Source organism: Ktedonospora formicarum, assembly GCF_016587355.1.
Lineage (GTDB): Bacteria > Chloroflexota > Ktedonobacteria > Ktedonobacterales > Ktedonobacteraceae > Ktedonobacter > Ktedonobacter formicarum.
On the sequence record NZ_BNJF01000001.1, the window covers coordinates 222,919 to 235,030 of the forward strand.

General features: G+C 52.3%; 12 protein-coding genes and 1 pseudogene. 5 read left to right on the forward strand and 8 right to left on the reverse strand.

Annotation, left to right across the window (positions count from 1 at the left end; translation table 11 throughout):
- Positions 1-38: 38 nt before the first annotated feature.
- Together K3T82_RS50845 and K3T82_RS47440 are read right to left on the reverse strand one after the other, a co-directional pair.
- Positions 39-230: pseudogene (locus K3T82_RS50845) on the reverse strand (winged helix-turn-helix domain-containing protein); the annotation flags it as partial.
- A complete protein-coding gene (locus tag K3T82_RS47440) occupies positions 215-1,066 on the reverse strand; it encodes a MalT transcriptional regulator family protein (RefSeq protein ID WP_236030920.1) in 852 nt (283 codons plus the stop codon). The pseudogene K3T82_RS50845 and the gene K3T82_RS47440, both read right to left, overlap by 16 nt.
- Positions 1,067-1,765: 699 nt before the next feature.
- Between K3T82_RS47440 and K3T82_RS00975 the strand changes: the two genes are divergently transcribed.
- Positions 1,766-4,330: a PAS domain S-box protein gene (locus tag K3T82_RS00975; RefSeq protein ID WP_220191641.1), complete on the forward strand. Its 2,565-nt coding sequence runs from the start codon at positions 1,766-1,768 to the stop codon at positions 4,328-4,330.
- A 707-nt stretch (positions 4,331-5,037) separates the two neighbouring features.
- On the opposite strand, the gene K3T82_RS00980 is transcribed toward K3T82_RS00975, so the two are convergent.
- Positions 5,038-5,598: a TetR/AcrR family transcriptional regulator gene (locus K3T82_RS00980; RefSeq protein WP_220191642.1), complete on the reverse strand. Its 561-nt coding sequence runs from the start codon at positions 5,596-5,598 to the stop codon at positions 5,038-5,040.
- Positions 5,599-5,763: 165 nt separating this feature from the next.
- Here K3T82_RS00980 and K3T82_RS00985 point away from each other — a divergent pair, with 165 nt between their 5' ends.
- The 4 genes from K3T82_RS00985 to K3T82_RS01000 all read left to right on the forward strand — a co-directional run bounded on the left by K3T82_RS00985 (position 5,764) and on the right by K3T82_RS01000 (position 7,616).
- Entirely contained in the window at positions 5,764-6,207 is a 444-nt protein-coding gene (locus tag K3T82_RS00985; protein WP_220191643.1) for a hypothetical protein, read from the forward strand.
- Positions 6,208-6,232: 25 nt separating this feature from the next.
- Positions 6,233-6,784 (forward strand): cupin domain-containing protein, encoded by a 552-nt coding sequence (locus K3T82_RS00990; RefSeq protein ID WP_220191644.1) that lies wholly within the window; start codon positions 6,233-6,235, stop codon positions 6,782-6,784.
- Positions 6,785-7,103: 319 nt separating this feature from the next.
- Complete coding sequence (locus K3T82_RS00995) at positions 7,104-7,313, forward strand: GyrI-like domain-containing protein (protein ID WP_220191645.1); 210 nt, start codon at positions 7,104-7,106, stop codon at positions 7,311-7,313.
- 117 nt (positions 7,314-7,430) lie between these two features.
- The gene (locus K3T82_RS01000; protein ID WP_220191646.1) at positions 7,431-7,616 is read left to right on the forward strand and encodes a GyrI-like domain-containing protein; all 186 of its coding nucleotides are present in this window, start codon (positions 7,431-7,433) and stop codon (positions 7,614-7,616) included.
- A gap of 502 nt (positions 7,617-8,118) precedes the next feature.
- Here K3T82_RS01000 and K3T82_RS01005 read toward each other — a convergent pair.
- The 5 genes from K3T82_RS01005 to K3T82_RS01025 all read right to left on the reverse strand — a co-directional run bounded on the left by K3T82_RS01005 (position 8,119) and on the right by K3T82_RS01025 (position 12,003).
- Positions 8,119-8,424 carry a hypothetical protein gene (locus tag K3T82_RS01005; RefSeq protein ID WP_220191647.1) on the reverse strand — a complete coding sequence of 102 codons (306 nt, stop codon included), beginning with the start codon at positions 8,422-8,424 and terminating at the stop codon, positions 8,119-8,121.
- A gap of 37 nt (positions 8,425-8,461) precedes the next feature.
- Positions 8,462-10,006: an FAD-dependent oxidoreductase gene (locus K3T82_RS01010; RefSeq protein WP_220191648.1), complete on the reverse strand. Its 1,545-nt coding sequence runs from the start codon at positions 10,004-10,006 to the stop codon at positions 8,462-8,464.
- A gap of 199 nt (positions 10,007-10,205) precedes the next feature.
- Complete coding sequence (locus K3T82_RS01015; protein WP_220191649.1) at positions 10,206-11,063, reverse strand: SDR family oxidoreductase; 858 nt, start codon at positions 11,061-11,063, stop codon at positions 10,206-10,208.
- Positions 11,064-11,229: 166 nt separating this feature from the next.
- Positions 11,230-11,676, reverse strand: a complete 447-nt coding sequence (locus K3T82_RS01020) for a YybH family protein (protein WP_220191650.1) — start codon at positions 11,674-11,676, stop codon at positions 11,230-11,232.
- Between the two features lie 96 nt (positions 11,677-11,772).
- Complete coding sequence (locus K3T82_RS01025; protein ID WP_220191651.1) at positions 11,773-12,003, reverse strand: hypothetical protein; 231 nt, start codon at positions 12,001-12,003, stop codon at positions 11,773-11,775.
- Between the last annotated feature and the right edge of the window lie 109 nt (positions 12,004-12,112).

Genomic DNA, 12,112 nt, shown 5'->3' on the forward strand with positions numbered 1-12,112 from the left:
AATCGAGCACGCAGGGCCTCGGCAAAGAGAGGATGATAGGCATACCACTGACGCTGCTCATCGAGGGGGCTCAGAAAGAGATTGGCCTGTTCTACTTTCTCCAAGAAGACCTGGCTGTCCTGCTACAGCAGGACAGCATTACAGAAGGAGTTACCCAGGTGAGGTAAGATCGATGTTCGTAGGAGAAATGCCTGTACCTGCTCTGGCTGGCGATTCAGCACCTCCTGCACCAGGTACTCGTACAGAGCCGGCAGAGTTCCCTGGAACGCCTGAAGCAGATCTTTCGGGGTGCCTGCTCTTTGAAGGCAAGCGCCGTCAGTTGCAAGCCCGCCCACCACCCCTGTATGCGTGCGTCCACATCCTGGATGGCCTGCTCAGAAAATCGAAGCTTCATCACATCGCGCAGAAAAGCGGTCATCTCCTCTCTGGTTGCTCGTAACTGCGCGGTCCGTAATTCCAGAATGTGGCCCTGAGCGCGTAACCGAGCCAGGGGAAAGAAAGGATCCGTCCGTGTCGAGAGCACCACACACAGCGTGGGCGGCAGGTGCTCTAGCAGCAAGGCGAGCTGAGCATGGATGGTGGGCTCGGTTATCTCCTCATAGTTGTCCAGCACAAGTACCAGGGATTCGCTTTGCTGGGCCAGGCCATTGATCAGGTCGGTGAGCATCACCTGGTAGCAGGGTTGCAGGGCATCGTGCAGGGATGTAAAAGGGAGGCGCGAGAGCCCGGGCTGGCACTGCTCCAGTGCAGTCAGGACATAGGTCCAAAACTGAAAGGGGGTGTTATCACTGGCATCAAGCGATACCCAGGCTACTGGCGGGTGACCTGGGGCAAAGGAGCTCGCCCGGCTTGCAAGCAGCGTGGTTTTCACAAAGCCCGCAGCGGCAGAGACGAGAATAAGGCGTCGGTGGAGACCTGTATTAAGCAGGGCGAGCAGATGAGGGCGAGCAATGATCTCATGGGAAGATGCCGGGGGCAGGAACTTGGTCACAAGCAGAGGGCCAGACGAGGCGTGTGAGGTAGGTTCGGGCACGTTACCGTATGATTCCTGGTTCGTATGGTCCATGATCGTTTCGCCCTTATGGAGTAACTCTCGTTATCTGTCGTCGACGCAGGCAATTGACCAAGGCATATGACCTTCGTGCTGGGTGCCAATTGTTACTGCTCACCTTCTTCTGTCACCTTCGATCCATGCCTTTCCCTCTTCCTTCTACTATACTCCAAGAGTCAGAGGTCATCTGCTAGCATAGGCGCCAGCAAGATGTGATGAATAACACTCGCTACCACATGCCTCTGGCGACGCTATCCAATGCGAGAGGTCTATCTCCCTCCAAAGAACGACATCCAAATGCTCACCCTCCTGGCTCGGCAAGACGAAGATCAGGAAGATGTGTAAATGCCAGACTAGCATCTGCGCATTCATAACATAGGCCTATGTTGTGAATGGCGAAAGCGGGTGTACGAAGTGGAAAGGGTGGAGAGAGAAGGCATTCTTTATTCAGAAACTCATGCGTCAGATAGTTGGCCAAACAGAAGACACCTCCAGATGGTGCCACGCTATGATGGGAGGTCCACTTCATCCCCAGACAGACAGGCAATTTCTCCAGTATCCAATCGTACAGCTAGCTTGTTTCGGACAACAAGCATCGTTTTCCTTCTACTCGTCTCTGATAGCCTTCTTGTAAGATTCTCCTTCAGATCAGAATGGATATGCAGCTTCACTACCAGCAATAAGGACACGTGAAAGGGGAATATTGGCCACACTATGTTGCACTTATCACAGATCAAGCGTCTCACTCGAGGCAGGTATGAGACGCTCCTCACTATTCTCGAGACACTTCCAGAGGCCTTGTTTGTGCTCGATGATGCCTCAACGATTATCTATGCCAATGCAAGCGCACAAGCCTTGACCGGAGTCACGGCAGAGACACTGGCTGGAAACAACTTCTGGCGTAGCGCTCCACAATTGGTGAGCCCTTCGCTCTACCAGGCCATCCAGAAGACGAAACAGATCCGGGCACGGACTGAAGTACAGTATGTATCTCCCGCCACCCAGAGTGGGTTGCACGTACAGCTCTCGCCGACAGTTGGGGGGCTCCTGTTACAGTTCCATGAGAAAAGAGGGCCGTCCCCCCGACAAGAGGCGTGTTTCCCAAACGAACAACTCGCCGCTGATGTTCTGGAGCACATATATAGTGGGGTCGGAGTGCTCACCCCCGAGGGAATTGTGTTGGATCTCAATAAGGTTCCACTCGTAGATGCGCAGATCCGACGCGAAGAGGTGATTGGCAAACCGCTGACTGAGGCTCCTTGGTGGTCCTTTTCCTCTGCGAGTCAACACCAATTACGCGCGGCTATCAGACGCGCCAGCAAAGGAGAAACCGTGCGTTTCGAGACAGTCGTTCGCCCCAGGGAAGGAAACATTCTTCACCTTGAGGCAACAATCACTCCCCACAAAGGCGCGGACTCCCATGTCGAGTACCTCATATATATCGAGACCGACATCACTGCACGCAAGCGTTCCGAAACGGAACTCCACACCCTGATCGAAACCATTCCCCAATTGGTCTGGATCAGGCGACCAGACGGCTCTGTTGAATCAGGTAATCAACGGCGACGTGACTATACTGGTCTGAGCACCAAAGGGACTCAGAAAGAGGGATGGATGCAGTATCTGCATCCAGAGGATCGACAGCATGTGTGCTCTGAGTGGCAGCGTGCCATCCAGACCGGCGGGGTGTATGAAACGGAATTGCGCCTGCGCCATCATACGACAGGCGAGTATCATTGGTTCTTAGCCCGCGCCATGCCCGTACGTGATGAAGCGGGTCAGATTCTCAAATGGGTTGGCACATGCACTGACATCGACGAGCAGAAACAGACGGAGCAGCAGCTCAAAGAAAGCCGGGAGAGCTTGTGTGTACTGGCCGAAGCGGTGCCACAACTCGTATGGGTGGCACGACCTGATGGCCAATTCGAGTATACGAACCAGCGTTGGGATAACTACACCAGGCTCATACGTGAGCCTGGACAAAGCGATAGATGGACTCATCGCCAATACATCCATCCCGATGATCGTGAAGGCAATCAAGCGCGCTGCCAGCATGCATTTGAGACAGGAGACATGTTTGAGTATGAACATCGAATCAGAAATGGACAGACAGGAGAGTATCGCTGGTTTTTAACCCGCGCCATGCCTGTGCGCGATGAAGCGGGCGTGGTCCTCAAATGGGCTGGCACCAGTACCGATATCGACGAACAGAAGCAGATCGAGGCAGCCTTGCGCCAGAGCCAGAAACGAGTGGATGCCCTGATGAACTCCTGCATTATTGGGATCACGATCGCTGAAGGAGAGCAAATTGTGGAAGCCAACGACGCCTTTCTGCATATGACAGGGTATACACGCGAGGATCTGCATGAAGGACACATCAATTGGATGCGGATGACCCCTCCAGAATGCCTGGCGCGTACGTTAGAGGCTCATCAGGAATTGATCGCTCAGCAATCAACGAGCCCCTTTGAGAAAGTGTACGTGTGTCAAGATGGCAGTCGCCTTCCAGTGCTTGTGGGTCTTGTTGCCTTACCACATCATCCCAATCAGACAATTGGTTTTGTGTTCGATAACTCGGCGCGCAAGGAGTTGGAACAACGCAAGGATACCTTTATCAGCATGGCTAGCCATGAACTGAGGAATCCCCTTACTGCCTTGAAATTACAAACTATTTTGTTGCACCGACAACTGGTCAGGCAAGGTCTCCAGACCCCTGCTCCAGCGCTTTCCAGCATAGAGACCCAGATCAACAAACTCACCCGCCTGGTGGATGAGTTGTTGGATGTCTCCAAGATCCAGGCGGGCAAGCTGGAATATGTCCAGGAGCCGGTGAATCTTGATACGTTGTTGCGGGAGATCGCCGAGACCATGCAACACAGCCACCCCAGCCATCATATCCTGGTGTATGGCGCTACGGAGGTCGGTCTACTAGCGGATCGAGATCGACTGGGACAGGTATTCACTAACTTGCTCAGCAATGCCATCAAGTATTCTCCAAGCGCCGAAACGGTTGAGATAGGCCTCTCCACCTCGTCTGAGATAATCATAATTCGTGTGCGCGATCATGGCCTAGGCATCCCGCGCGAGCAGTGCGACAAGATTTTTGAACGCTTTTATCGGGTCACTGGCTCCAGACAGCGAGCGATCTCTGGTCTGGGTATGGGACTCTACATTGTGGCCGAGATTGTCAACCACTATGGTGGAACTATCACGGTAGACAGCGAGGTCGGAAAAGGCTCAACATTTACGGTTACCCTTCCTAAGAAGAGGGGGACTTAGCCGCGAAAAGCACAGCACAGGCACCATCAAGAAGTGTTTGCGCGGATCAATCACCTTAGAAGGTGGCGCTCATGAACCCACATATCTGGTGAGTGCAGGCAAAACAATGGCGTGCACCGGGAGCCACGACCCCGAACATAGAAAAACACATTCACCACTTCTCAACCACATCGCTGAACACCAAGAAAGCGCTTGACCTGGAGCGCGCTCCAGGTTTTACAATAGAGAGTGGATCGAATTCCTCTTGAGGCTTCGTGCAACTGGCATGTCCATTCAACAGATACTTCCTTATGCTGAACTTCAGCGTTTAGGGCAATTATCGTTGGAGGAACGAGTCACGCTCCTTCAAGACCATCAACAAAGGCTAGAAGATCATATGCGGCAGATATAGGAGTTTCTCAGGATTATCAAGACAAAAATTCAGAATTATGAAACTCAGATGGTGCAAGAAGCGGACGTACCTCATGACGACAAACGTTTTTAGGAGAGGGAAGGAAGGGTTGAACAATTTCCTCACGCGACATTCCGTCTCTACCAACAAAGTGCCCATTATCCTCATTATGAAGAACAAGCTGCATTTGATGACGATGTGCTAGAATGGCTCGCTCATCTTACAATACAGGAACGGAAGCTGAAAGATTACCAAAGAGAGATAAGGAACCCATCACGACCTCCCAACGTTAAACCCAGGCGCGCAGATAAGAGAGTTAGCGACCTAGCCCCTGGACAAAGCATGCCAATCCAAGTTGAAAGCCTTCAACTGGAAGACACTGCTGCATATGCCCGGTCAATTCGAGCATCACAAAGCCATGGACAAACGCCCAGATGGCCTGTGCAGCTGCTGTAGCCTGAGACGCTCCAACCAGGACTTCCGTGGCAGCGAGTACGGGCGCAACAGTAGCGGAAGGAGATGCTGACGAGGCATCCTCGATCGGCGGCGTTCCTGCGAAGAGGAGCCGATAGAGGTGAGAATGCTGTAGGCCCCACTCACGATAGGTCATCCCCATGGCGTAGATCTGACGACGTGGGTCTGATGATACCAGCGTAGATGCTCTCTCTAATGCTGCCGCGAGGTGAAAGAGTCCTTGTTCTGCGACAGCACTGAGTAACGCCGACTTCTCAGGAAAATGATGATAAAGTGAGGAAGCGCGCACATCGACGATCTGAGCCAACCGACGCATCGAAAGTGCCTCAACGCCCTCGCGCTCCACCAGTTCATATGCGCATTCCACCAGGATTTCACGGCGAATTTTCTGTGTATAGACCATGTCTAACAGTGTACATTTTCTGTATATCGATTGTCAAGCTTCTCTCTTTCTTTTTACAAAACACTGTTCGTCTTGACATTCTTTGTAACCGATGGTATATTCCACACCAAGACGAACAGTGTTTCTCTTGAAGGGAAACACTGAAAACAATGGGAGAAACAACCTATGACAAACTCATCCTCCTTTCCTGCAAAAACAGCGCACACCAGGAACATTGTGTCCTGGCGTGATCGAACGGCAATGGTATTGATGCTCTTAGCGTTTGCAGGAGCTCTCTTTTCTTTCCTGAGTGGTCTTGGAGAGAGCGTAGCCGCCAGTCCAATTACCCAGGTAGTCGAAATCTGGCGCACCTATGGCTTTGGCCTCTTTAGCGGACTGTTTCTGCTATTGGCTTTTTTTCCACGCCGCTATCCTGGCATCTGGGAGTTAGCAATCTTGAACAAAGCAGCGCTTGCGTTCACTGGCCTCATCTTATTGGGACACGGCACCAAAGATGCATCAACCATCTTGTTTTTTGACGGAGCGCTCACCCTCATCATCGCACTGGCGTATATCTTAACCCGAGGATACAGCGGTTGGGCAACCTTCAAAACCGCTCAAACAAAATAAACAAGATGGAGCAAAGGAGATGTCTATGGTTCGTGCAGGTGATGAATTCTATGATCCCATCAGAGGTCAGCGCCTCATCTTTCGTAAAACAGCTCGGGAGAGCAAGGGAGAGCTGGTGGAAGTGGAGGCATTCTATCGGCCTGGCTCGGAGGCACCACCTGAACATATCCATCCCCAGCAGGAGGAATACTTCAAGGTACTGGCTGGCAGTATTGAGACGCGAGTCAATAACCGAAAAAAAAGATATGAAGCAGGCGAAAGCTTTCGTATTCCCGCTGGCGCTGCACATCAAATGTGGAATGGGGACAGCACAGAGGCATGTCTCCTCTGGCAAACGCGACCAGCACTACACACAGATGAATTCCTTGAAATGATGTGGGGACTTGCTCAGGCAGGCAAGACCAACAAAGCCGGGTTGCCAAACCTCTTGCAACTCGCGGTCATTCTGCAACAGTATCGTCGAGAATTTCGTCCGGTTCGGCCTCCGCTCATTGTTCAGAAAGTCGTTTTTGTGCTCCTGGCATCTCTGGGAAGACTCTGCGGCTATCGTGCGATACATACTCTCAAGGGGGATTGACCAAGAGAGGCAAATGACGTCGCCCAAGGGTTCCCATTCACTCCCGTAGGAGTTGGTGGTTACTGCTGATTTCAGTGTGGGCTTCGCTGCTGGCACTGGCACAAGAGTTACCATTAGCGAATTTTGGCGTTGCCGTGTGAATTGGTGATGGCATCTTGGTTGGCATAAGGAGGCTGGAACAACCCTACTTTCAGGATTTCGCCCAGATCAGACCGCTTTGCATGGCATGTTCTTACAGATGATCCGTCTTGTGCTCCTCGAGCTTTCGACGAGAAAGCATGCATGGGAAAGTGATTCAGAAGAAAGCGAGGAAAAACATATGATCACCGAACCGAAGGTAGAACAACGCAGCGAGCAACCCTATGTCGCAATTCGCACTCAGGTGACACCGCGAGGGCTGGGAAAAGGCCTGGTCGCCCGGCTTTTTAGTGAAGTTCATACCTGGTTGGAACAGCAGGGCATCGAGCCAACCGACGCACCTTTCATCCGCTATCTCGTCATCGATATGTCAACTAAGTTCGATCTCTAACTGGGCTGGCCCGTTGCGAGCCTGCTGTCAGGCACCGAGCGCATTCGTGCTGGTATACTGCCAACCGGTCGATATGCTTCACTTGTCTCCATCGGACCATACAAAGGGAAAGCTCTTATGAAAGCCAATGGCGCGCTAATAGACTGGGGAGCAGAGCATGGCGTCGCGTGGGATAGCAGGCAAACCGAACAGGGTGGCGCCTTCGGCGCGCGTTTGGAATCATACATTAAAGGGCCGGAAAACGAATCTGATCCAGACAAATGGGAAACTGAAGTGGCGATTCGGGTGGCGGATCAATCTTGACACGAGAGGTCGAGCTGAACGTGTTGCGAGATACCTGACCAGGGTCATCAAGGCAGAAAAGGAAGCCAAGCCCTATGATTCCCTTTGTTGGAAGCGGCGATTATTGCTATGCCAGCAGTCTGTACATGAGTTTGCTTGGGAAGCGTCTCTGCTCGCACATCGGTTTCTCCAGCAGAGTACGCCCATCCTAAGGCAGTTTTGACGAGCCTCATGAGATATCCATGGTGACACAACCAGAGAGAGTTGGATTGCGAACGTATTGTGTCAGCCAGGTGTAAATAGAATTCGTCCATTGTCGCAAGTTGAACTGCGGCAAGACTTCGCGGTACACTGTTTCCAGCTGTGCGAATGATCTTTTCATCGTGAAATATCTCATTTGCTGGTATGCGCGCTCGTGGCCAGAGGCCACGAGCGCGCATACCAGCAAATGAGACGAAGCTCTTTTCAATTTCGTCTCTGACATCCAATGAGCAGACCAGGGTGCATCTACCTGTTGCTGAATTTAGCTGTCATTAGTCTGGCAGCGCTCCTGGCGCTGGCAAAGCAAGCGTCGGCCATTTCCCCTTCTGGGCCAAACCCAATCGCCCGCGACATACAGATTGGGGAGTCCTGGAACCTCTGGACCGGGTCGCCTAGATAGACCGCCAAGCCTCGCCTGGGCAATCACATTGGAGGCAATCATACGCGGCAAGAAAGACTGCTCGACGACTTCAGCACACCAGCCAGGCTGCAAGAGATCCATCGGCCCTTCCAGCTCTTGCCGGATCGCCTCTGGCTCCTCTGCGTGGCTCCAAAGTACTCCCAGCACGCCAGGCTTCATTCTAGTTGGTTTACAGTCCTATGACCTACCTCAAAGGGGCTAGAAACTCCTCCTGCGTAAAGGCTTGTAGGCCTTCAAAAGAGCGGGAGAAGTCGGGGATAATCTCATCGAGGATCACCTCAAAGCTCCCAGGATACGCATGGAGAAGCTCTACCAGTAGTTGCTGTTCCACTGAAGCTTCTTCCACTGCGAGTAAGGTGGCAAGCACGCGTGCATTGATCACTTCGCGTGGTGAGATGAGCAGTCCATTCATCAGGAAGTTTTTGAGCATGTACGTTTGCCCTTGCATGCCTTTTTGTATCAATTCCCGATCATGTACTGGGCCATTTTTGAGATACAGGTCGAGATACAATTGGATCAACCTGACTCCGCGCAAAGGTGAGGGACCCGTATAGTTCACTCCAGGCGTATTGAGATCAGAGACACTACTGAGCCACCAGGCGGGAGCGATGGCCTCCTGCATGCGCTGAAGCACGTGTCGTTCAAAGCCAGATTGGGGATGGCTCTGCTGCTCATGTAAACAACGTGCCAGGGTCTCCGCCTCAATCGCGGCTACGCTCATTCCCTGTCCGTAAATGGGATCAAAATTGCAGAGGGCGTCTCCCATGACCAGCAGACCAGTGGGCCATGCCTCCATCTGTTCAAAGTGGTGACGCACACACACCGGGATACGATAACCACGAGGATCGCCCAGCGGCTGAGCGTCTTGCAACAGCGCGGGAAGGTATGACCCGATGGCGGCGGCAAGTCGTTGTTCAAACGCAACGGCATCAGTAGGAGGATAATGGCCTCCAAGATTGCCGATAATCACGGCACAGGTATGATTCTCAAGGAGCGAGAACGCTACCCCATCGCTCTGAGCGAAAGGTTTGAGCACGGTACTCCACTCGCGATGCGCGTCTACCGGGAACTGGTAATAGCGGGTGCTATAACCAATAGCGGAATGGACCTGCTCATCCTCAGGTAGCTGATAACCCAACTCCTGAAGCCAATGGGGGAGTTTTGAGGAACGTCCACTGGCGTCAACTATCAGATTCGCTGCTATGGTTGTTCGCTCAGCGAGTTGTCCATGCTCACGTGCACAGATGCCCGTGATGCATTTACGGTCAGGTGATGCAATAAGGCCTACCACGTCCTGATGAGATAGAAAACGCACACCTGCAAGCGCTTGTACCCGCTGTCGTATTTCCCACTCCAATAAGGCCCGGCTACACGATGCATCCTTGCCCGTCGCGTTGGGAGCGCTGAGGGCCGTACGTCCATCCTTGGCAATCAGCAGACTTTTGGTATGCTCCAGAGAGAAGGCCCCATGCTCAAGCAAGCCATCAAGAAAACCTGGAAACAGGTGTTCCAGGATCATCTTGCCACGTGGCAACAATCGGTGGAGATGGTGTGATTGAGGCGTGCCTGCACGTGGTTGGGGCTCTACGGGTAATGCGTCTCGTTCTACCACCAGCACTTGTTCATAGTACTCCGCAAGAACCCGCGCAGCCAGCAGGCCAGCAATGCCTGCACCAATCACTACTGCCTGCTGTTGCTTTTCTTGTGTTACTGTTGTTTCATTCTGCATATCTATAGCATCTTTCTTATTCTTTTACTTCTTTTTGCAAGAGGGATTTTGCTGATTTCTTGCCATACTTTTGTTCAAGGCTTCTCTCTGTCCTTCATCTATGAAACCCTTCTCGCGGGATAAGGCCTGCGAGACGCCCAGGGGAAAGGGCAAATTATCGAGAGCGTCTTCCCTCCATGTCCACCTGTGTGAGCACACATCACGCAAAAGCAGTAGCGTTGCGCCGACACCAACTCTCAAAGCTTGTGGGCTTGTGTCCTGTCACCCGCTCAACATCGTCCGTGATGATCGCTCCCCAATCGGGGTTAACACGCAGCCGTTCATTGTTTTCCCTATTTGCCGCCACCTGAGTGGGGTCCATCCCATTTGCCAGCGCCGCCTGAGCTGCCTCTTGTGGGGTAATTTCGATATATTTGATGTCCCGATTGAGTGTCCTGGACAGGATTTCGACCTGCTGCTTCGTGATCAGCAGTTCACCACCAGTCAAGGTATAGGTCTGACCAACATGGCCTTCTTGTGTCAACACGGTAGCTGCGACGACCGCGATATCGGCGGAGTCGATGCTAGCGATGCGTCCAGGCCCAATTGAGTCGAGTACGACTCCCTGGGCTTTGATGGAGGATAGCCACCACAACACATTCGGCATAAATTGTCCCGGACGCAGCAAGGTCCAGGCGATTCCCGAATCTTTGATGAGGGCTTCTCGGTCAAAGAACAAGCGGCCCAATATTGGCATAGGATCAAGTCCAGCGGTAACGGAGGAGAGATTGACGATCAAGCGCACTCCAGCATGTCTGCCGACCTGCACCATATTCCTGGTGAAATCCAGGCCAGTGCTGGGATCCATCAGAAAGACGCGATCAACTCCCTCTATTGCCGCAGAGAGGGTGGCCGGGTGAGCCAGGTCGCCGATGATCCGCTCGACTTCCTCTGGCAAACCCGCAGCTTTCTCACTGCTGCGCACCAGAGCGCGTACTGGATACCCCTTTGCAGTAAGTTGTTTGATCAGGTGAGTTCCAATGTGGCCAGTTGCTCCGGTAATGAGTATCGGTGACATGCATTGCTCTTTCATTCTCTTTATTTCTCAGTACATGGCGTACATGTGCTCATTGTGTGGAATGTTCCACATGACGATGTGTCATGAGAGATATCCAATTGCCCATACAACGCGCACATACACACCATATGACCAGAATCATCTCACAATATCTCTTCAATAAGAGTTATGGCTTGAGGTCAAGCACAGCCTGGCCTGTCATTAAATCGACGGGCACCGAAGCCTGCATGTGTGCGATCAACCACTTACCATTGATCTTCTGAAAGCAAGCGGTCCAACGCAACCAGTTCCCAACCTTCTGTCCATTGGTCATAGTTGCGCTTAGCCGGTTGAAGCTGTGGGCGAATGCCACGTCATCGCCCACCGTAATGGCCAGGTCAACAACTTCATAGTTGACCTGGCCCGGGAACAACGAGAACGCCTCTCTCCAATGTTTCCTGTATGCATCTGCTCCTACATATTGCAGTGGGGGCACAATATCGAACGACACCAGTTCAGGTGCGTACATGGACATCACTTTATCAAGATCCTTTGCACAAATCCCCTCGACCCCATCCTCAATGACCTTTCTAATTGCGGCTTCATCGTTTTTCTTGTTGTCTTCAACCGTCATAGTTTCCTCCTAAAAATATGCCTATAAGAAATCACATTCTGGGCACTTTCACTTGTATTGAGAACCAATACCATGTACTAGCAAGGCGCACACCCTTCATGAGCGTGGCGCCGCCTCCTCGTCACCCTCCGCTTGGCTCGTTTCAAGTGAAAGCAGAACCAGACCCAACCGGATGAGCTGTAAGAGCACTCCATAGAGTGCAGCCTGATCTGGCAACGTCCCCACAAGCAGCGTGGTGCCTACCTCCTGCTGCTCGATGTGTAATCCAGCAAAGCGGTCTTGCCACCCAGAATCAAGGTGTCCCTGGATGTGAATGCGGTAGTGCATCGGTTCCCTCCTCTGTTTGTGTAGAGTGCTCTGATTATGAGGAAAGTATAAATGGGGTGTGCCTTCCTACACAGTACACAAAAGTGGAAGAAAATGAGGAATTTTGAAA

Bases quoted from the DNA above. Each gene is read 5' to 3' on its own strand.
- K3T82_RS47440 (WP_236030920.1), bottom strand. From the start codon at position 1,066: ATGGACCATACGAACCAGGAATCATACGGTAACGTGCCCGAACCTACC.
- K3T82_RS00990 (WP_220191644.1), top strand. From the start codon at position 6,233: ATGGTTCGTGCAGGTGATGAATTCTATGATCCCATCAGAGGTCAGCGC.
- K3T82_RS01010 (WP_220191648.1), bottom strand. From the start codon at position 10,006: ATGCAGAATGAAACAACAGTAACACAAGAAAAGCAACAGCAGGCAGTA.
- K3T82_RS00975 (WP_220191641.1), top strand. From the start codon at position 1,766: ATGTTGCACTTATCACAGATCAAGCGTCTCACTCGAGGCAGGTATGAG.
- K3T82_RS00995 (WP_220191645.1), top strand. From the start codon at position 7,104: ATGATCACCGAACCGAAGGTAGAACAACGCAGCGAGCAACCCTATGTC.
- K3T82_RS01025 (WP_220191651.1), bottom strand. From the start codon at position 12,003: ATGCACTACCGCATTCACATCCAGGGACACCTTGATTCTGGGTGGCAA.
- K3T82_RS00980 (WP_220191642.1), bottom strand. From the start codon at position 5,598: ATGGTCTATACACAGAAAATTCGCCGTGAAATCCTGGTGGAATGCGCA.
- K3T82_RS00985 (WP_220191643.1), top strand. From the start codon at position 5,764: ATGACAAACTCATCCTCCTTTCCTGCAAAAACAGCGCACACCAGGAAC.
- K3T82_RS01000 (WP_220191646.1), top strand. From the start codon at position 7,431: ATGAAAGCCAATGGCGCGCTAATAGACTGGGGAGCAGAGCATGGCGTC.
- K3T82_RS01020 (WP_220191650.1), bottom strand. From the start codon at position 11,676: ATGACGGTTGAAGACAACAAGAAAAACGATGAAGCCGCAATTAGAAAG.
- K3T82_RS01015 (WP_220191649.1), bottom strand. From the start codon at position 11,063: ATGTCACCGATACTCATTACCGGAGCAACTGGCCACATTGGAACTCAC.